15 protein-coding genes are annotated in these 20,065 nt (G+C 61.2%); all 15 read left to right on the top strand.

Features of this window, described 5'->3' with window-relative positions:
* The first annotated feature begins 98 nt into the window (after positions 1 to 98).
* The 15 genes from hutU (at position 99) to mdoH (ending at position 19,965) form a co-directional block, all read left to right on the top strand.
* Entirely contained in the window at positions 99 to 1,781 is a 1,683-nt protein-coding gene (hutU, locus tag ACMDB8_RS01220) for a urocanate hydratase (protein WP_056725762.1), read from the top strand.
* 210 nt (positions 1,782 to 1,991) lie between these two features.
* On the top strand, positions 1,992 to 2,960 hold the full coding sequence (locus ACMDB8_RS01225) for an ABC transporter substrate-binding protein (protein WP_056725760.1): 969 nt from the start codon (positions 1,992 to 1,994) through the stop codon (positions 2,958 to 2,960).
* A 70-nt stretch (positions 2,961 to 3,030) separates the two neighbouring features.
* Positions 3,031 to 3,882, top strand: a complete 852-nt coding sequence (locus ACMDB8_RS01230) for an ABC transporter permease (RefSeq protein ID WP_046039591.1) — start codon at positions 3,031 to 3,033, stop codon at positions 3,880 to 3,882.
* The gene (locus ACMDB8_RS01235) at positions 3,879 to 4,709 is read left to right on the top strand and encodes a quaternary amine ABC transporter ATP-binding protein (protein WP_007975542.1); all 831 of its coding nucleotides are present in this window, start codon (positions 3,879 to 3,881) and stop codon (positions 4,707 to 4,709) included. The genes ACMDB8_RS01230 and ACMDB8_RS01235 overlap by 4 nt, the downstream gene beginning before the upstream one ends.
* A gap of 108 nt (positions 4,710 to 4,817) precedes the next feature.
* Positions 4,818 to 6,341, top strand: a complete 1,524-nt coding sequence (gene hutH / locus ACMDB8_RS01240; protein WP_409078525.1) for a histidine ammonia-lyase — start codon at positions 4,818 to 4,820, stop codon at positions 6,339 to 6,341.
* A 113-nt stretch (positions 6,342 to 6,454) separates the two neighbouring features.
* Positions 6,455 to 7,987 (top strand): histidine ammonia-lyase, encoded by a 1,533-nt coding sequence (gene hutH / locus ACMDB8_RS01245; protein WP_409078526.1) that lies wholly within the window; start codon positions 6,455 to 6,457, stop codon positions 7,985 to 7,987.
* 124 nt (positions 7,988 to 8,111) lie between these two features.
* Positions 8,112 to 9,518: an amino acid permease gene (locus ACMDB8_RS01250; RefSeq protein ID WP_056725755.1), complete on the top strand. Its 1,407-nt coding sequence runs from the start codon at positions 8,112 to 8,114 to the stop codon at positions 9,516 to 9,518.
* A 17-nt stretch (positions 9,519 to 9,535) separates the two neighbouring features.
* The gene (gene hutI / locus ACMDB8_RS01255; RefSeq protein WP_409078527.1) at positions 9,536 to 10,741 is read left to right on the top strand and encodes an imidazolonepropionase; all 1,206 of its coding nucleotides are present in this window, start codon (positions 9,536 to 9,538) and stop codon (positions 10,739 to 10,741) included.
* A 10-nt stretch (positions 10,742 to 10,751) separates the two neighbouring features.
* On the top strand, positions 10,752 to 11,555 hold the full coding sequence (hutG, locus tag ACMDB8_RS01260) for an N-formylglutamate deformylase (protein ID WP_056725750.1): 804 nt from the start codon (positions 10,752 to 10,754) through the stop codon (positions 11,553 to 11,555).
* Positions 11,556 to 11,835: 280 nt separating this feature from the next.
* A complete protein-coding gene (locus ACMDB8_RS01265) occupies positions 11,836 to 12,792 on the top strand; it encodes a choline ABC transporter substrate-binding protein (RefSeq protein ID WP_409078528.1) in 957 nt (318 codons plus the stop codon).
* 58 nt (positions 12,793 to 12,850) lie between these two features.
* Positions 12,851 to 13,756, top strand: coding sequence for an alpha/beta hydrolase (locus ACMDB8_RS01270; RefSeq protein WP_056725747.1), 906 nt, complete (start codon positions 12,851 to 12,853; stop codon positions 13,754 to 13,756).
* Positions 13,757 to 13,860: 104 nt separating this feature from the next.
* Entirely contained in the window at positions 13,861 to 14,832 is a 972-nt protein-coding gene (gene pip, locus ACMDB8_RS01275; protein ID WP_056725745.1) for a prolyl aminopeptidase, read from the top strand.
* The gene (gene dtd, locus ACMDB8_RS01280; protein WP_008047807.1) at positions 14,829 to 15,266 is read left to right on the top strand and encodes a D-aminoacyl-tRNA deacylase; all 438 of its coding nucleotides are present in this window, start codon (positions 14,829 to 14,831) and stop codon (positions 15,264 to 15,266) included. Before pip ends, dtd begins: the two co-directional genes overlap by 4 nt.
* A 321-nt stretch (positions 15,267 to 15,587) precedes the next feature.
* Positions 15,588 to 17,402, top strand: a complete 1,815-nt coding sequence (locus tag ACMDB8_RS01285; protein WP_056725743.1) for a glucan biosynthesis protein — start codon at positions 15,588 to 15,590, stop codon at positions 17,400 to 17,402.
* Positions 17,395 to 19,965, top strand: coding sequence for a glucans biosynthesis glucosyltransferase MdoH (mdoH, locus tag ACMDB8_RS01290; RefSeq protein WP_056725741.1), 2,571 nt, complete (start codon positions 17,395 to 17,397; stop codon positions 19,963 to 19,965). The genes ACMDB8_RS01285 and mdoH overlap by 8 nt, the downstream gene beginning before the upstream one ends.
* The last annotated feature ends 100 nt before the right edge of the window (positions 19,966 to 20,065 follow it).

Consider the following 20,065-nt stretch of genomic DNA (forward strand, 5'->3'; position numbering starts at 1 on the left):
AACCATCGTCCACTGATTCGCTGGTGTGCACTGATGCCCATTGGCTTGCTCGCCCACTGCCTGGGTTGGTTTGGATTGATTGCTGAGGAGTCTTTTTCGTGACTGACATTAAACCTACTAAGTTTCGTGACGTTGAAATCCGTGCCGCACGCGGTAACAAGCTGACCGCCAAGAGCTGGCTGACCGAAGCGCCGCTGCGCATGCTGATGAACAACCTCGACCCGGAAGTCGCCGAGAACCCTAAAGAACTGGTGGTTTACGGTGGTATCGGTCGCGCTGCGCGTAACTGGGAATGCTACGACAAGATCGTCGAAAGCCTGACCAACCTGAACGACGACGAGACCCTGCTGGTGCAATCCGGCAAGCCGGTCGGCGTGTTCAAGACCCACAGCAACGCCCCGCGCGTACTGATTGCCAACTCCAACCTGGTTCCACACTGGGCGAGCTGGGAACACTTCAACGAACTGGACGCCAAAGGCCTGGCCATGTACGGCCAGATGACCGCCGGCAGCTGGATCTACATCGGCAGCCAGGGCATCGTCCAGGGCACCTACGAAACCTTCGTAGAAGCCGGTCGCCAACACTACAACGATGACCTGAAAGGTCGTTGGGTCCTGACTGCAGGCTTGGGCGGCATGGGCGGCGCCCAGCCTCTGGCTGCAACCCTGGCCGGCGCTTGCTCGCTGAACATCGAATGCCAGCAGGTCAGCATCGATTTCCGTCTGAAAAGCCGCTACGTCGATGAGCAGGCTACCGACCTCGACGACGCTCTGGCCCGCATCGCCAAATACACCAAGGAAGGCAAGGCGATTTCCATCGCGCTGCTGGGCAACGCCGCTGAAATCCTGCCGGAGCTGGTCAAGCGTGGCGTGCGCCCGGACATGGTCACCGACCAGACCAGCGCCCACGACCCGCTCAACGGTTACCTGCCTGCCGGCTGGACCTGGGACCAGTACCGCGCTCGCGCCAAGACTGAACCTGCCGCTGTGATCAAGGCCGCCAAGCAATCGATGGCCGTGCACGTCAAGGCGATGCTCGAGTTCCAGAAAATGGGCGTACCGACCTTCGACTACGGCAACAACATCCGTCAGATGGCGCAGGAAGAAGGCGTGGAAAACGCATTCGACTTCCCGGGCTTCGTACCGGCCTACATCCGTCCGCTGTTCTGCCGTGGCATCGGTCCGTTCCGTTGGGCTGCGCTGTCGGGCAACGCTGAAGACATCTACAAGACCGACGCCAAGGTCAAGGAACTGATCCCGGACGACGCCCACCTGCACAACTGGCTGGACATGGCCCGCGAGCGCATCAGCTTCCAGGGCCTGCCAGCACGTATCTGCTGGGTTGGTCTGGGCCTGCGCGCCAAGCTGGGCCTGGCGTTCAACGAAATGGTGCGCAGCGGCGAGTTGTCCGCGCCAATCGTGATCGGTCGCGACCACCTGGACTCCGGTTCGGTATCGAGCCCTAACCGCGAAACCGAATCGATGCAGGACGGTTCCGACGCCGTTTCCGACTGGCCACTGCTCAACGCTCTGCTCAACACCGCAAGCGGCGCGACCTGGGTGTCCCTGCACCACGGCGGCGGCGTTGGCATGGGCTTCTCCCAGCACTCGGGCATGGTGATTGTCTGCGACGGTACTGATGAAGCGGCCGAGCGTATCGCTCGCGTGCTGCACAACGACCCGGCCACCGGCGTCATGCGTCACGCCGATGCCGGCTACCAGATCGCCATCGACTGCGCCAAGGAACAAGGGCTGAACCTGCCGATGATTACCGGCAAGTAATGCTTGCTCTGTAGGAGCTGCCGCAGGCTGCGATCTTTTGATCTTGATCTTTTAATCGCAGCCTGCGGCAGCTCCTACAGAGATCACGACGTTGCAGACCTAACAACAAGCGAAGTCGGTCGCGCTGCGGCGCAGGCCTGATTGGACGTGGACAGGGCTGGATGCCTCTTGACTGCCGTAAGCCAATTCATGATTAGGAGCGTCACAACAATGAAATCGAACAAGACCCTGCTGACCACATTGCTTTCCATGGGCCTGCTGGCCAGCGCTGGCGCCACTCAGGCGGCGGGTTGGTGCGAGTCGGGCAAACCGGTGAAGTTCGCCGGTTTGAACTGGGAAAGCGCCATGCTGCTGACCGACGTGATGCAAGTCGTGTTGGAGAAAGGCTACGACTGCAAGACCGACAGCCTGCCGGGCAACTCCATCACCATGGAAAACGCCCTGAGCAGTAACGATATTCAAGTGTTTGCCGAAGAATGGGTCGGCCGCAGCGAAGTCTGGAACAAGGCCGAGAAGGCCGGCAAGGTCGTCGGTGTCGGCGCGCCGGTGGTTGGCGCGATCGAAGGCTGGTACGTGCCGCGCTACGTGATCGAAGGCGACGCCAAGCGCAAGCTGGAAGCCAAGGCTCCGGACCTGAAAAACATTGCTGACCTGGGCAAATACTCGGCGATCTTCAAGGACGCCGAAGAGCCGTCCAAGGGGCGTTTCTACAACTGCCCGGCCGGTTGGACCTGTGAGCTGGACAACAGCGAAATGCTCAAGAGCTACGGCCTGGAAAGCACCTACACCAATTTCCGCCCAGGCACCGGCCCGGCGCTGGATGCCGCGGTGCTGTCGAGCTACAAGCGTGGCGAGCCGATCCTGTTCTACTACTGGTCGCCAACGCCGCTGATGGGCCAGATCGACGCGGTGAAACTCGAAGAGAAACCAGGCGTGAACAAGACCGTGGATATCAAGGTCGGCCTGTCCAAGACTTTCCACGACGAAGCCCCGGAGCTGGTGGCCGTGCTGGAAAAGGTCAACGTGCCGATCGACCTGCTGAACCAGAACCTTGGGCGCATGACCAAAGAGCGGATCGAATCACCAAAACTGGCCAAGATCTTCCTGAAGGAACATCCTGAAGTCTGGCACGCATGGGTGAGCGAAGACGCAGCCAAGAAAATCGACGCGGCCTTGTAGGTCGAGCTTCTCCGGCTGTCGGCAACGGCAGTCGGATGCTTGATCGCAACCCCTTGATTGAGAGTCTCTTATGTTTCCCGAAAGCTTTACCTTTTCCATCGCCGACTGGGTCAACGGTTGGGTCGATTCGCTGGTCACCAACTACGGCGACGTGTTCCGGCACATCTCCGACACCCTGTTGTGGGCCATCGTCAATCTTGAAGGCCTGCTGCGTGCCGCACCCTGGTGGCTGATGCTGGCGATCGTGGCCGGTGTGGCCTGGCATGCGACCCGCAAGGTCGTGACCACTGCCGTCATCGTTGGTTTGCTGTTCCTGGTGGGAGCGGTCGGCCTCTGGGACAAACTGATGCAGACCCTGGCGCTGATGATGGTGGCGACGATCATTTCGGTGTTGATCGGCATTCCGCTGGGCATTCTCTCGGCGCGCAGCAATCGCCTGCGTTCGATACTGATGCCGTTGCTGGACATCATGCAGACCATGCCGAGCTTCGTGTACCTGATCCCGGTGCTGATGCTGTTTGGCCTGGGCAAGGTCCCGGCGATTTTCGCCACGGTGATCTACGCCGCGCCGCCGCTGATCCGCTTGACCGATCTGGGCATTCGCCAGGTCGACGGCGAAGTGATGGAAGCGATCAACGCCTTCGGTGCCAACCGCTGGCAGCAACTGTTCGGCGTGCAACTGCCGCTGGCCCTGCCGAGCATCATGGCCGGGATCAACCAGACCACCATGATGGCCCTTTCGATGGTGGTGATCGCCTCGATGATCGGTGCCCGTGGCCTGGGTGAAGACGTGCTGGTGGGGATTCAGACCCTCAACGTCGGACGTGGCCTTGAAGCCGGTCTGGCGATCGTGATTCTGGCTGTGGTGATCGACCGCATTACACAGGCGTACGGTCGCGCACGGCATGAGGTGAGCAAATGAACAACGCAACCGTGAGCAAGATCGAAGTCAAGAACGTCTTCAAGATTTTCGGCAACCGTGCCAAGGACGCCCTGGCCATGGTCGGCCAGGGCAAGACCAAGGACCAGGTGCTGGCCGAAACCGGCTGCGTGGTCGGCGTAAACGACCTGTCGCTGAGCATCGGCAGCGGCGAGATCTTCGTGATCATGGGCCTGTCGGGTTCCGGCAAGTCGACCCTGGTCCGCCACTTCAACCGCCTGATCGACCCGACCAGCGGTGCGATCCTGGTGGACGGCGTGGACATCCTGCAATACGACATGGAAGCCCTGCGCGAATTTCGTCGGCGCAAGATCAGCATGGTGTTCCAGAGCTTCGGCCTGTTGCCGCACAAGAGCGTGCTGGACAACGTCGCCTACGGCCTGAAAATCCGTGGCGAAAGCAAAGCCATGTGTGCCGAGCGTGCGCTGCACTGGATCAACACCGTGGGCCTCAAGGGCTACGAAAACAAATACCCGCACCAGCTCTCCGGCGGCATGCGCCAGCGTGTGGGCCTGGCCCGCGCCCTGGCGGCGGACACCGACATCATCCTGATGGACGAAGCGTTCAGCGCCCTCGACCCGCTGATCCGCGCCGAGATGCAGGACCAGTTGCTGGAGCTGCAAAAGACCCTGCACAAGACCATCGTCTTCATCACCCACGACCTCGACGAGGCCGTGCGCATCGGCAACCGCATCGCGATCCTCAAGGATGGCCGCCTGATTCAGGTCGGCACGCCACGAGAGATCCTGCATTCGCCGGCGGATGAGTATGTAGACCGCTTTGTGCAGCGTCGGGCGGCGGTGGTTTAAGGCTCTAAAAGATCGCAGCCTGCGGCAGCTCCTACAGAAGTGAGCCGTACTCGGTGTAGGAGCTGCCGAAGGCTGCGATCTTTTGATTTTATTTAGATGAGGTTGAAGATGTCCCAGGCTGAAAAAATCGTTATCACCGAGGCGCAGGTCAGTTGGCAGGACGTGGTCGCCGTTGCTCGTCATGGCGCACAGCTTGAACTGTCGGCACCGATCTGGGCGCGCATCGAAAACGCGCAGGCCATCGTCCAGCGCATCGTTACCAGTGGCGAACGTGCCTACGGCATCAACACCGGCCTGGGCGCGCTGTGCAACGTCTCGCTGCAGGACGAACAACTCAGCCAGTTGTCGCGCAACACCTTGCTCAGCCACGCCTGTGGCGTTGGCGCGCCACTGACCAACGAGCAGACCCGCTCGATCATGTGCGCCGCCGTCGTCAACTACAGCCACGGTAAATCCGGCCTGCACCGTCAGGTCGTCGAAGCCCTGCTGGCCCTGCTCAACCGTGGCATCACGCCGCAAGTGCCGTCCCAGGGTTCCGTGGGCTACCTGACCCACATGGCGCACATCGGCATCGCGCTGTTGGGCGTTGGCAATGTCAGCTATCGCGGCCAGGTCGTTTCCGCGCAGCAAGCGCTGGCCGAAGAAGGCCTGCAACCGGTCAAGCTTGGTGCCAAGGACGGTTTGTGCCTGGTCAACGGTACGCCGTGCATGACCGGCTTGAGCTGCCTGGCGATTGCCGATGCCACGCGCCTGCTGGAATGGGCCGACGTGATCGGTGCCATGAGCTTCGAGGCCCAGCGAGGGCAGATCGACGCCTTCGATGCCGAGATCATCGCGCTCAAGCCGCACCCTGGCATGCAACAGGTCGGGAACAACCTGCGGGCCTTGCTCGACGGCAGCGAAGTGATTGCCCAGAGCAAAGGCATCCGTACCCAGGACGCCCTGAGCATCCGCTCGATCCCGCAGGTGCACGGCGCCGCTCGCGACCAATTGGTACACGCGAGCAAACAGATCGAAACCGAACTCAACGGCACCACCGATAACCCGCTGGTGCTGGGTACTGCGGACAGCTATCGCGTGGTGTCCCAAGCCAACCCCCACGGCCAGTCCGTGGCAATGGCGGCGGACCTGCTGGCGATTGCCATGGCGGAAATCGGCTCCATCGCCGAGCGTCGCCTGGACCGTTTGATCAACCCGCACGTCAGTGGCCTGCCGGCCTTCCTGGTGGCCAACCCGGGGGTGAACTCCGGGATGATGATCGTGCAATACGTCGCCGCTTCGCTGTGCGCGGAAAATCGTCAACTGGCACAACCGGCGGTGCTGGATAACTTCGTGACGTCGGGCCTGCAGGAAGATCACCTGAGCCTGGGCACCAACGCCGCGCTGAAGCTGCACCGCGCGCTCGAAAACTGCACGCAGATCCTCGCCATCGAGTATTTGCTGGCAGCCCAGGCGTTTGAATTTTTGAAAGAACAACGCTTCGGCGCCGGCACCGATGCGGCCTGGCGTCTGCTGCGCGAGCATGTTGCCCCCTACGACCAGGATCGCTGGTTGGCACCGGACATCGTCGCCGCTGCCGCTGTATTGAAAGACCCGACTTTGCTGCACAACACTTTTCCCAACCTGAACTGATTTCAACAACACCAGCGTGCCAAGGCGCGGCTCCCCAAAAGGCAGACGCGACGGACAACGGACATCTCCGGAGCGTCTGGTGAGTTAACAACAACTCTCAAAAGGAGCACAAAATGACTGCGCTAAACCTGATTCCCGGCCAACTGAGCCTCGCCCAACTGCGTGACGTCTATCAGCAGCCGGTGAAACTGACCCTCGACCACAGCGCCTCGGCCCAGATCGAAGCCAGCGTTGCCTGCGTGGAACAGATCCTCGCCGAGAATCGCACCGCCTATGGCATCAACACCGGTTTCGGCCTGCTGGCCTCGACCCGCATCGCCAGCGAAGACCTGGAAAACCTGCAACGCTCGCTGGTGCTGTCCCACGCCGCCGGTGTCGGCCAGCCGATCAGCGATGAGCTGGTGCGACTGATCATGGTGCTCAAGGTCAACAGTCTGAGCCGTGGGTTCTCTGGCATCCGCCGCGTGGTGATCGACGCGCTGATCGCCCTGATCAACGCCGAGGTGTACCCGCACATTCCATTGAAAGGTTCGGTCGGTGCTTCCGGTGACCTGGCGCCTCTGGCCCATATGTCCCTGGTGCTGCTGGGCGAAGGCAAGGCACGCTACAAAGGCGAGTGGATGGAAGCCACCGAAGCGCTGAAAGTTGCAGGTCTGACCCCGCTGACCCTGGCCGCGAAAGAAGGCCTGGCGCTGCTCAACGGCACTCAGGTGTCCACCGCTTTCGCCTTGCGTGGCCTGTTTGAAGGCGAAGACCTGTTCGCCGGTGCCTTGGCCCTGGGCGGCCTGACCGTTGAAGCGGTCCTGGGTTCGCGTTCGCCGTTCGACGCCCGCATCCACGCTGCCCGTGGCCAGAAAGGCCAGATCGACGCCGCCGCCGCTTACCGCGACCTGCTGGGCGAGCGCAGCGAAGTGTCCGACTCCCACGAAAACTGCGAGAAGGTACAAGACCCGTACTCCCTGCGCTGCCAGCCACAAGTCATGGGCGCCTGCCTGACCCAGTTCCGTCAAGCGGCCGAAGTACTGGCGATCGAAGCCAACGCCGTTTCCGACAACCCGTTGGTGTTCGCCGCTGAAGGTGACGTGATCTCCGGTGGCAACTTCCACGCAGAACCAGTGGCCATGGCCGCTGACAACATGGCGCTGGCCATCGCCGAAATCGGCTCCCTGAGCGAGCGCCGTATCTCGCTGATGATGGACAAGCACATGTCGCAACTGCCGCCGTTCCTGGTGGCCAACGGTGGCGTGAACTCCGGCTTCATGATCGCCCAGGTGACCGCTGCGGCACTGGCCAGCGAGAACAAGGCATTGTCCCATCCGCATTCGGTGGACAGCCTGCCGACTTCCGCCAACCAGGAAGACCACGTTTCCATGGCTCCAGCGGCTGGCAAGCGTCTGTGGGAAATGGCCGAGAACACCCGTGGGATTCTCGCGGTGGAATGGCTGGCGGCAGTGCAGGGCCTGGACCTGCGCAACGGCCTTAAGACTTCGCCAAAGCTGGAAAAGGCCCGTGCCATCCTGCGTGCCGACGTGCCTTTCTATGAGAAGGACCGGTTCTTTGCGCCGGACATCAATGCGGCGTCTGAATTGTTGGCCTCGCGTTGCCTGAACGAACTGGTAACGGCGAAGTTGCTGCCTAGCCTGTAATTGCCCCTTCGCGAGCAAGTCGAATCGTCGCACCGCCGCTCCCACATGGATCGCGTTGAACCTGTAGGAGCTGGCTTGCCAGCGATTCGATTTAGCGTCGAATAACAATAATTAGGGACGAGAAATGCAACAGCCAGAAAAAGGTTTGAAACGCGGGCTCTCTGCCCGACATATTCGCTTCATGGCGCTGGGGTCGGCAATCGGCACCGGGCTGTTTTATGGATCTGCCTCGGCCATTCAAATGGCCGGGCCTGCGGTACTGCTCGCTTACCTGATCGGCGGCGCGGCGGTGTTCATGGTCATGCGCGCCCTCGGTGAGATGGCGGTGCACAACCCGGTGGCCGGCTCTTTCGGCCAGTACGCCAGCACCTACCTGGGGCCGATGGCAGGCTTCATCCTCGGTTGGACCTACGCATTCGAAATGGTCATCGTCGGCATGGCCGACGTCACGGCATTCGGTATTTACATGGGCTTCTGGTTCCCGGAGGTTTCCCGCTGGATCTGGGTGCTGGGTGTCGTTTCCATCGTTGGCGGCCTGAACCTGTGCAACGTCAAAGTCTTCGGTGAAATGGAGTTCTGGCTGTCGCTGCTCAAGGTCGCGGCCATCGTCGCGATGATCCTGGGCGGTTTCGGCATCATGTGGTTCGGCATCAGCTCGGCCCCAGGCCAGGCGACCGACATCAGCAACCTCTGGAACCACGGCGGTTTCATGCCCAATGGCATGGGCGGTCTGATCGCTTCGTTCGCGGTAGTGATGTTTGCGTTTGGCGGTATTGAAATCATCGGCGTAACGGCAGGTGAAGCCAAGGATCCGCAGCATGTGCTGCCCCGGGCGATCAATGCCGTACCGTTGCGGATCCTGCTGTTCTACGTGCTGACGATGCTGGTGCTGATGTCGATCTTTCCATGGCAGCAGATCGGCAGCCAGGGCAGCCCGTTCGTGCAGATTTTCGACAAGCTGGGGATCAGCTCGGCGGCCACCATCCTCAATATCGTGGTGATCACGGCGGCGATTTCGGCGATCAACAGTGACATCTTCGGCGCTGGCCGCATGATGTTCGGCCTGGCCCAGCAAGGGCATGCACCCAAGGGTTTCGCCCGCCTGTCGCGCAATGGCGTGCCATGGATGACGGTGGTGGTGATGAGTGCCGCGCTGTTGCTGGGTGTGTTGCTGAATTACCTGATTCCGGAAAACGTGTTCCTGTTGATCGCTTCCATCGCGACCTTTGCCACGGTGTGGGTCTGGCTGATGATTCTGGTGACCCAGGTGGCCATGCGCCGGTCCATGAGCGCCGAGCAGGTGGCACAACTGAAATTCCCGGTACCGCTGTGGCCTTATGCGCCAGCGGCGGCGATTGTCTTCATGCTGTTCATCTTCGGCGTGCTGGGCTATTTCCCGGACACCCAGGCAGCGCTGATCGTCGGCGTGGTCTGGATCGTGTTGCTGGTGCTGGCCTACCTGACGTGGGTGAAACCGGCGGCGGGCCAGGCAGCCCTGGTGACACAGGACCCTGTTTTTTCTCATCGATAACCTAATGGAGGCCACGGATGAAAACTCTCTGGCAACACTGTCACGTCGCAACCATGGCACAAGGCGTCTACTCGATCATCGAGGACGCGGCCATCGTGACGTCAGGAGCGCACATTGAGTGGATCGGCCCACGCGGTGAATTGCCGGCGGGCGAGTACCCGGCCGTCAATGATTTGAGTGGGGCCTGGGTCACGCCGGGCCTGATCGATTGCCACACTCACACGGTGTTCGGCGGTAACCGCAGCGGTGAATTCGAACAGCGCCTGCAAGGCGTCAGCTACGCGGAAATTGCCGCCAGCGGTGGCGGTATTGCCAGCACCGTGCGCGCCACCCGCGCAGCCAGCGAAGATGAACTGTTCGCCAGTGCCGCCAAGCGCCTGAAAAGCCTGATGCGTGATGGTGTCACCAGCATCGAAATCAAGTCCGGCTACGGCCTGGACCTGGCCAACGAACGCAAGATGTTGCGCGTGGCCCGTCGCCTCGGCGCCGAACTGCCGGTCAGCGTGCGCAGCACCTGCCTGGCGGCTCACGCCTTGCCGCCGGAGTACAAGGGTCGCGCTGACGACTATATCGATCACATCTGCGCCGACATGCTCCCGGCCCTGGCCGCCGAAGGTCTGGTCGATGCGGTGGACGCGTTCTGCGAGTACCTGGCGTTCTCCCCGGCACAAGTCGAGCGGGTGTTCATCACCGCCCAGAAACTGGGCCTGCCAGTGAAGCTGCATGCCGAGCAGTTGTCGTCGCTGCATGGCTCGAGCCTGGCGGCGCGTTATCACGCATTGTCCGCCGATCACCTGGAGTTCATGACCGAGGACGACGCCATTGCCATGGCCAAGTCCGGGACGGTCGCGGTGCTGTTGCCCGGCGCCTTTTACTTCCTGCGCGAAACCCAATTGCCGCCGATGGAAGCCCTGCGCAAGCACGGCGTGAAGATCGCCATCGCCAGCGACCTCAACCCGGGCACCTCGCCGGCACTGTCGTTGCGCCTGATGCTGAACATGGCTTGCACCTGCTTGCGCATGACCCCGGAAGAGGCCCTGGCCGGCGCGACGATTCATGCCGCCACCGCACTGGGCATGGCTGACACCCATGGTTCGCTGGAGGTCGGCAAGGTCGCGGATTTTGTCGCCTGGCAAATCGATCGTCCGGCCGACCTGTGTTACTGGCTGGGCGGCGACCTGGAAAAACGCGTCGTGCGCCACGGCGTCGAATCAAGTCTGTAGGAGATCTGTTGTGGATAAGGTTCTGAACTTCAAACAAGGCCGCGTACCGCTGCTGATCAGCATGCCCCACGCTGGCGTGCGCCTGACACCTGCGGTCGAAGCCGGGTTGATCCCTGACGCGAAAAGCCTGCCGGATACCGACTGGCATATCCCGCAGCTTTACGACTTCGCCGCGCAACTGGGTGCAAGCACCCTGGCCGCCGAGTACTCGCGGTTCGTCATCGACCTGAACCGGCCATCCGACGACAAGCCGCTGTACGTGGGCGCGACCACAGGCCTGTACCCGGCCACGCTGTTCGACGGCGTGCCGTTGTTCCGTGAAGGGCTGGAGCCGTCGAAAGAAGAACGTGCGACTTATCTGGAGCAGATCTGGACGCCGTACCACAGCACCTTGCAGCAGGAGCTGGCGCGGCTGAAAGCCGAGTTCGGCTATGCGCTGCTGTTCGATGCGCACTCGATCCGCTCGATCATCCCGCACCTGTTCGACGGCAAGCTGCCAGACTTCAACCTCGGCACCTTTAACGGTGCCAGTTGCGATCCACAGCTTGCGACCCGTCTGGAAGCGATCTGCGCGCTTCACGACAACTACACCCACGTACTCAACGGGCGCTTCAAGGGCGGGCACATCACCCGTCATTACGGTAACCCGGCAGAAAACATTCATGCGGTGCAGCTGGAGTTGGGGCAGTGCACCTACATGGATGAGTTTGTGCCGTTCCGTTATCGCCCGGACCTGGCGGAGCCGACGCGGGTGGTGTTGAAGGAGTTGCTGCAAGGGTTGCTGGCCTGGGGCGAGAAGCACTACAACCGTTAATACTGTCGCAAAACCCTGTGGGAGCGAGCTTACTCGCGATGGCGTACTGTCAGGCAACATTAATGTCGGATGTTATGGCCTCATCGTCGGAACGCCGCCCGGAGCAAGCTCGCTCCCACAGGTTTTCATATGCCTCAACATCTGCACATGACAGTCGCCACCGTGCAAAACACGGTCGCTACAGGTCGCTTTCACCACTCGTCCGCTGCGTAATGTTCTGGCCACGGTGCACAAAGACACCGCCCCGACAATAATCCGCTGCCGCACGAGAATGCTCACTATGACAAGCCCCAAAGGTCTGTTCACCCGCTGTCTCTCAATCTTCTGCGGCACCGCTCTGTTGGGCGCCGGCGCCATGGCCGCGGACGACGCCTCCTGCAAAACCGTGCGTATGGGCGTGGTCAACTGGACCGACGTGATCGCCACCAGCGGCATGGCCGATGTGCTGCTCAACGGTCTGGGCTACGAAAGCAAGCAAACCAGCGCCGTACAGCAAATCATCTTCGCCGGTATCCGCGACAAGCGCCTGGACATCTTCCTTGGCTACTGGAAGCCGGCGATGGATAAAAACATCGCGCCCTTCGTGGCTGCCAATCAGGTCAAGGTCATGGACAAGCCAAGCCTGGCCGATGCCCAGGCCACCCTCGCGGTCCCGGATTATGTGGCAGCGGCGGGCCTGAAAACCTTTGCCGACATCGCGAAGTTCAAGGATCAGCTCGGCGGCAAGATCTACGGCATCGAGCCGGGCAGCGGCGCCAACACCACGATCAAGACCATGATCGAAACCAATCGCTTTGGCCTCAAGGACTTCAAACTGATCGAGTCCGGTGAAGCCGGCATGCTCGCTGCCGTTCAGCGGGCGGTGAATCGCAAGGAGTTCGTGGTGTTCGTCGGCTGGACCCCGCACCCGATGAACATCAACATGAAGATCGACTATCTGACCGGCAGCGAAGACGTCTACGGACCGAATGAAGGCGCCGCGACGGTCTCCACCGTGACTGCACCGGATTACGCCCAGCGCTGCCCGAACGTCAATCGGTTGCTGGAAAACCTGACGTTCACCGCCGCCCAGGAAAGCCAGTTGATGGTGCCGATCATGGAGCGCCAGACGGCTCAGGATGTCGCGAAAAAATGGCTGCGTGACCATCCCGAGGACTTGCAGCGCTGGCTGGCGGGTGTCAGCAGTTTCGATGGCAAGGACGGCGTGGCCACGGTTCAGGCCAGCCTGAAGAACTGATCCCTGTCTGATCAAGTCCTGTGGGTCCCACACATTTCCCTGAACGAGCACCAGGCTCATGGCTCCATACCCGCTTTCCAAACAGATGACGGCTTTCGTCGACAAAACCCTGAGTTTCAACAGTACCGACAGCAGTATCACCGGGTTGCGCCAGGCCTACAGCGAGATGTGCCGGGCATTTACCCCGGCACGTCCCGCCGGGTTGCAGGTGGTCGATTTCGAGTTGGACGGTGTTGCGGTTCGTTCCTATCAGCCACCGGCCAGCGGTGCGTCGTGCATCGTTTATTTGCATGGCGGTGGCTGGGTGGTGGGGGACCTCGATTCCCACGACTTCATCTGCGCCGAATGGGCATCGACACTCGGTGTACGGGTGATCGCCGTCGATTACCGTCGGGCACCGGAACATCCGTTTCCCGCCGCGTTCGATGATTGCCTGACGGTGTGGCGAGCACTGCGCGCCGGGCCGTTTAAACTCGACCCCGAGCGCACGCTGGTGGCCGGCGACAGTGCCGGTGGCAACCTGGCGGCGGCGTTGTGCCTGGCGCTACGCGATGCCGGTGAGCCGCTGCCGTGCGCGCAGGTGCTGATCTATCCGGGGTTGGGTGGCGATCACCGGCTGCCGTCGCGCAGTGAGTGCATCGACGCGCCGTTACTCAGCAGCAGTGACGTCGATTACTATCACGCGCTTTACCTGCAAGGCACCCGCCATCCGAGCGCCTGCGCCATGCCATTGCTCGCCACGGACTTCAGTGGACTGCCACCGGCATTGATCGCGGTGGCGCAATTCGACCCGTTGCGTGATGACGGCGTGCTGTATGCCGAGCGACTGAATGCCGCGGGCGTGATTGCCACTCTGTATGTCGGCGAGGGTTTGGTCCATGGCTGTTTGCGGGCCCGCGGGCAGGTAACCGAGGTCGATGCACTGTACGAAACCCTGTTTGGTTATCTTGCGCAAAGACTCTGACTTCGCGCGGGCATGCTCATTGACGTAATTCGGGTTTATGATGCCGGACGGCAGAATAATAGAAGTCCCCCCAGGGATGACCTCGACCCCTTACGGAGTGCGCAATGCAGACTTTGTACCCGCAGATCAAACCCCACGCCCGGCACGATCTGGCCGTCGACGAAACCCACACCCTGTACGTCGACGAAAGCGGTTCACCGGAAGGTTTGCCGGTGGTGTTCATCCATGGTGGCCCCGGCGCCGGATGTGATGCCCAAAGTCGTTGTTTCTTCGATCCAAACCTCTATCGCATTGTCACCTTCGATCAGCGCGGTTGCGGTCGATCCACCCCCCACGCCAGCCTGGAAAACAACACCACCTGGGACCTGGTCGCCGACCTCGAGCGGATTCGCCAGCACCTGGGCATCGATAAGTGGGTGCTGTTTGGCGGCTCCTGGGGTTCGACCCTGGCGCTGGCCTACGCACAAACCCATCCTGAGCGGGTACACGGCCTGATCCTGCGCGGGATCTTTCTCTGCCGCCCGCAGGAAATCGAATGGTTCTACCAGGCCGGCGCCAGCCGCCTGTTCCCCGATTACTGGCAGGACTACATCGCGCCGATCCCGCTGGACGAGCGCGACGACTTGCTCACCGCGTTCCACAAGCGCCTGGTCGGCAACGACCAGATCGCCCAGATGCACGCGGCCAAGGCCTGGTCCACCTGGGAGGGCCGTACCGCGACCCTGCGTCCCAACCCGCTGGTGGTCGATCGCTTCTCCGAACCACAACGTGCGTTGTCGATTGCCCGCATCGAATGCCACTACTTCACCAACAATGCCTTCCTGGAGCAGAACCAGCTGATTCGCGACATGGGCAAGATCGCCCATTTGCCTGGCGTGATCATCCATGGTCGCTATGACGTTATCTGCCCGCTGGATAACGCCTGGGAATTGCATCAAGCGTGGCCGAACAGCGAACTGCAGGTCATCCGCGATGCCGGTCATGCCGCTTCCGAGCCGGGCATCACCGACGCGCTGGTACGCGCCGCCGATCAGATGGCCCGGCGTCTGCTCGACCTGCCGCCTGAAGAAGCATGAAGGGTCTGCTACAGCGTGTGCGCGGCGCGCGGGTCGAGGTCGCGGGCGAGATCGTGGGTGCCGTCGATCAGGGATTGCTGGTCCTGGTAGCCGTCGAGCCCGACGATACGCGGGCCAGCGCCGACAAACTTCTTAATAAACTGCTTAACTATCGGGTATTCAGTGACGCCGAGGGCAAGATGAATCTGTCCCTGGCGGATGTGGGCGGCGGGCTGCTGCTGGTCTCTCAGTTCACCCTGGCTGCCGATACCAAAAGCGGGCTGCGTCCGGGTTTCTCGACCGCGGCCCCTCCGGCGCTGGGCGAGGAGTTGTTCGACTATCTATTAAGCAAAGCGAAACAGGTGCATGGCACTGTGGCATCAGGTAGATTCGGCGCGGATATGCAGGTGCACCTGGTCAATGATGGCCCGGTAACCTTCCTGTTACAGACCTGAAAGCGTTTGAAACAAGTTTTTACGCTCATTTCGACTGAAAACAGGGCTTTTTCGCGATAAATACTTTGTTACCCCTGATGCGTTGTAACGCGGCCTACTAGATAATCCCGCGCTACGGGGATCAGCGTTCGTTGGTCCATTTTGACTTAGGTAGAGACTTGTCCGGATCCGATTGGGGAATCATTTCGCCCCAGCGGAGTCGGAACAATGCTCGCCAACTTGGCAAGAGTGGTTTGCAAGGGCGGTTTTTTCAGACCGTACACCGTGCAGGCCCTTTAACTGGCCGTTGGTTTTTTGATCTGTTTTCGGCGAGGGTTGCTCGTGATTGTTAGTCCCTGTAACGCACCAAAATTGTCTGCCAAACGGTTACGCAGCGCCCTGGTAGCGGGCTCTGCACTGCTCTGCCTGCTCAGCGCCGGTCAGCTTTGGGCATTCAGTCTGGATGATGTATCGGTCAAGGCAAAAGAGCTGGCCGCGCAGAAATACGAAGCGCCGCGCAGTAACCTGCCGAACGAGTTCCGCGACATGAAATTCGCGGACTATCAGAAAATTCGTTTTCTGACGGAAAAGGCCGAGTGGGCTGATCAGAAGACGCCGTTCAAGCTGTCCTTCTATCACCAGGGCATGCATTTCGATACGCCGGTGAAAATCAACGAAATCACCGCCAACACCGTCGAAGAGATCAAATACGATCCGAGTCGTTTCGACTTCGGCGACTTGCAGTTCGATCCAAAGGCCACTGAACAACTGGGTTATGCCGGTTTCCGTGTGCTGTACCCGATCAACAAGGCCGACAAGCAAGACGAAATCATGACCATGCTTGGCGCGAGTTACTTCCGCGTCGTCGGCAAGGGTCACGTCTATGGTTTGTCCGCTCGCGGCATGGCGCTGGATACCGCATTGCCGTCCGGCGAAGAATTCCCGCGTTTCCGCGAGTTCTGGATTCAGCAGCCCAAGCCAGGCGACAAGCACCTGGTGATCTTCGCCCTGCTGGATTCGCCGCGTGCCACCGGCGCCTATCGCCTGACCCTGCGTCCGGGCAGCGACACCATCGTCGACGTCAAGGCGCAGATGTTCCTGCGTGACAAGGTCGGCAAACTGGGCATTGCCCCGTTGACCAGCATGTTCCTGTTCGGCGCCAACCAGCCGTCGAAAGTACTGAACTACCGTCGCGAGCTGCACGATTCCAGCGGTCTGGCGATCCATGCCGGCAACGGCGAGTGGATCTGGCGTCCGCTGAACAATCCGAAACACCTGGCCGTGAGCAACTTCAGCGTGGAAAACCCGCGCGGCTTCGGTCTGCTGCAGCGTGGCCGCGACTTCAGCCATTACGAAGACCTCGACGACCGTTACGACAAGCGTCCAAGCGCCTGGATCGAGCCGAAGGGTGACTGGGGCAAAGGCACAGTCGACCTGGTCGAGATTCCGACCGCCGACGAAACCAACGACAACATCGTTGCCTTCTGGAATCCGGAAAAACTGCCGGAACCTGGCCAGCCGCTCGATGTCGCTTATCGTATGCACTGGACCATGGATGAAGCCTCGATTCACGCGCCGGACAGCGCCTGGGTCAAACAGACCCTGCGGTCCACGGGTGACGTCAAGCAGTCCAACCTGATTCGTCAGCCGGACGGCAGCGTTGCCTACCTGGTGGACTTCGAAGGCCCGTCCCTGGCGGCATTGCCGGCCGATACGGAAGTTCGCAGCCAGGTCAGCGTCGGCGACAACGCCGAGCTGGTGGAAAACAGCGTGCGCTACAACCCTGAAACCAAGGGCTGGCGCCTGACCCTGCGGATGAAGATCAAGGACCCGGGCAAGTCCACCGAGATGCGTGCCGCGCTGGTGCAGAACATCGTGCCGGCGGACCTGGCCAAGACTTCGATTCCAGCGTCGAACTCGTCGGTTGCCAAGGCCGACAAGGTTGCCGCCAAGCAACAAGAGAAAGCGGACAAGGAAGCCAGGCAAGCGGAGGCCAAGCAGGCCGAAGCCAAGCCTGTTGCAGATGCCAAGGACCAGGCCAATAAAGACGCCAAGCAGCCTGTTGCTGCCGACGCGGCCCCAGCCACACCGGAATCGGCACCGACTGAAGAAGTCCTGACCGAAACCTGGAGCTATCAGTTGCCTGCCGATGAGTAACTCTCAAGTACGGCCAGAAACTCTTTCCGAGTATCTGGCGCATCTGCCGATGACCGACCAGCAGCGCGCGGAACTCGCGGGCTGCCAGTCTTTCAGCGAATTGCACGAACGCCTGTCATCGTCGACGTTCGACGCCCCGACCGAAGCCGCCCAGGCTTCGGTGGGCAAACGCCTGACCCTGAGCACTGCCGAAGAGCTGCAGGACGCGGAAATGCTGGTGCTCGACGCCAACGGCCGGGTCTGCCTCAAGGCGACCCCGCCGATCCGGCGGACCAAGGTCGTGCCGGAGCCGTGGCGCACCAACATTCTGGTGCGTGGCTGGCGCCGGATGACCGGTCGTACCAACCCGCCGAAGCCGCCGAAGGACGAACGTGTCCTGCCGGCCGCACGCTGGCGCACCGTGGGTTCGATCCGTCGCTACATTCTGTTGCTGCTGATGCTCGGCCAGACCATCGTCGCCGGCTGGTACATGAAAGGCATCATGCCGTACCAGGGCTGGTCGTTCGTCGACCTCGAAGAAGTCCTGCACCAACCGCTGCTGCAAACCGCCACGCAAGTGCTGCCGTATGCCTTGCAGACCAGCATCCTGATCCTGTTCGGGATTCTGTTCTGCTGGGTGTCGGCCGGTTTCTGGACCGCGCTGATGGGCTTCCTCGAATTGCTGACCGGTCACGATAAATACCGTATCTCCGGTAAAAGTGCCGGCAACGAGCCAATTCCGAAGGATGCACGCACCGCTTTGGTGATGCCGATCTGCAACGAAGACGTGCCTCGTGTATTCGCCGGCCTGCGCGCGACGTTCGAGTCGGTGGCGGCCACGGGTGACCTGGACCGCTTCGACTTCTTCGTGCTCAGCGACAGTAACGACGCTGACATCTGCGTTGCCGAGCAGCAGGCCTGGCTGGACGTCTGCCGTGAAGCCGGGGGCTTCGGCAAGATCTTCTATCGCCGTCGCCGTCGTCGCGTAAAACGCAAAAGCGGCAACCTCGACGACTTCTGCCGTCGCTGGGGCGGTGACTACAAGTACATGGTCGTACTCGACGCCGACTCCGTGATGAGCGGCGAGTGCCTGACCAGTCTGGTGCGCCTGATGGAAGCCACGCCGGACGCCGGGATCATCCAGACCGCGCCACGGGCGTCGGGCATGGATACCCTGTATGCGCGCATGCAGCAGTTCGCCACTCGCGTGTATGGCCCGCTGTTCACCGCCGGCCTGCACTTCTGGCAGTTGGGCGAGTCGCACTACTGGGGTCACAACGCGATCATCCGCATGAAGCCGTTCATCGACCACTGCGCCCTGGCGCCGTTGCCGGGTAAAGGCGCGTTCTCCGGCTCGATCCTGTCTCACGACTTCGTAGAAGCCGCGTTGATGCGCCGTGCTGGCTGGGGCGTGTGGATTGCCTACGACTTGCCGGGCAGCTATGAAGAACTGCCGCCGAACCTGCTGGACGAACTCAAGCGTGACCGTCGCTGGTGCCACGGCAACCTGATGAACTTCCGCCTGTTCCTGGTCAAGGGCATGCACCCGGTGCACCGCGCGGTGTTCCTGACCGGCGTGATGTCCTACCTGTCGGCGCCGTTGTGGTTCTTCTTCCTGGTGCTGTCGACCGCGCTGCTGGCGGTCAACACGCTGATGGAGCCACAGTACTTCCTCGAACCGCGCCAACTCTATCCGCTGTGGCCTCAATGGCACCCGGACAAGGCGATTGCGCTGTTCTCGACCACCATCGTGCTGCTGTTCCTGCCGAAGCTGCTGAGCATCATCCTGATCTGGGCCAAGGGTGCGAAAGAGTTCGGCGGCAAGTTCAAGGTGACCCTGTCGATGCTGCTGGAGATGCTGTTCTCCATGCTGCTGGCGCCGGTGCGGATGATCTTCCACACCCGTTTCGTCCTCGCCGCGTTCCTCGGCTGGGCCGCGACCTGGAACTCGCCGCAACGTGACGACGACTCCACGCCATGGAGCGAGGCGGTCAAGCGCCACGGCCCGCAAACCCTGCTGGGCTTCTTCTGGGCCATGCTGGTGATCTGGCTGAACCCGAGCTTCCTGTGGTGGCTGGTGCCGATCGTCGGTTCGTTGATGCTGTCGATCCCGGTATCGGTGATCTCCAGCCGCGTCGGCCTGGGCCTGAAGTCACGTGACGAGAGCCTGTTCCTGATCCCTGAGGAATACAATCCGCCGCAGGCCCTGCTGGCGACCGACCAGTACACCCACGAAAACCGCTGGCATGCGCTGAACGACGGCTTTGTCCGTTCGGTGGTCGACCCACAACAGAATGCCCTGGCGTGCTCGTTGGCGACCTCCCGGCACAATCAGGCCGAGCCGATTGAATGGCTGCGGATCGAGCGGGTTCGCCACGCGATGAAGGTTGGCCCGCAAGGGTTGACCAACAACGAGAAGGTGCAACTGCTGAGCGACCCGGTGGCCTTGGCTCGCTTGCATGAGCAGGTCTGGGGCGAAGGTCACCCAGAGTGGCTGGGCGCCTGGCGCGAGTCGGTCAAGGCCGACCCTCACGCGCCGCTGCTACCGCTCAAGCCAATGAGCGAACAGCCTCAGTTGGCATAATAAAAAAACCCGCGAAAGCGGGTTTTTTTTGTCTCAGAAAAAGCTTTTGCTGAAGATATGTCAGTCACTTCGTGTTGTTGCAATCGCGAGCAGGCTCGCG

The sequence above is a fragment of the Pseudomonas monachiensis genome (assembly GCF_047345015.1).
GTDB classification, from domain to species: domain Bacteria; phylum Pseudomonadota; class Gammaproteobacteria; order Pseudomonadales; family Pseudomonadaceae; genus Aquipseudomonas; species Aquipseudomonas monachiensis.

Coding starts and splice junctions, on each gene's coding strand:
- hutI (WP_409078527.1), top strand. CDS start 9,536: ATGAAAACTCTCTGGCAACACTGTCACGTCGCAACCATGGCACAAGGC.
- ACMDB8_RS01270 (WP_056725747.1), top strand. CDS start 12,851: ATGGCTCCATACCCGCTTTCCAAACAGATGACGGCTTTCGTCGACAAA.
- ACMDB8_RS01235 (WP_007975542.1), top strand. CDS start 3,879: ATGAACAACGCAACCGTGAGCAAGATCGAAGTCAAGAACGTCTTCAAG.
- ACMDB8_RS01225 (WP_056725760.1), top strand. CDS start 1,992: ATGAAATCGAACAAGACCCTGCTGACCACATTGCTTTCCATGGGCCTG.
- ACMDB8_RS01265 (WP_409078528.1), top strand. CDS start 11,836: ATGACAAGCCCCAAAGGTCTGTTCACCCGCTGTCTCTCAATCTTCTGC.
- ACMDB8_RS01230 (WP_046039591.1), top strand. CDS start 3,031: ATGTTTCCCGAAAGCTTTACCTTTTCCATCGCCGACTGGGTCAACGGT.
- hutH (WP_409078525.1), top strand. CDS start 4,818: ATGTCCCAGGCTGAAAAAATCGTTATCACCGAGGCGCAGGTCAGTTGG.
- pip (WP_056725745.1), top strand. CDS start 13,861: ATGCAGACTTTGTACCCGCAGATCAAACCCCACGCCCGGCACGATCTG.
- mdoH (WP_056725741.1), top strand. CDS start 17,395: ATGAGTAACTCTCAAGTACGGCCAGAAACTCTTTCCGAGTATCTGGCG.
- ACMDB8_RS01250 (WP_056725755.1), top strand. CDS start 8,112: ATGCAACAGCCAGAAAAAGGTTTGAAACGCGGGCTCTCTGCCCGACAT.
- hutH (WP_409078526.1), top strand. CDS start 6,455: ATGACTGCGCTAAACCTGATTCCCGGCCAACTGAGCCTCGCCCAACTG.
- dtd (WP_008047807.1), top strand. CDS start 14,829: ATGAAGGGTCTGCTACAGCGTGTGCGCGGCGCGCGGGTCGAGGTCGCG.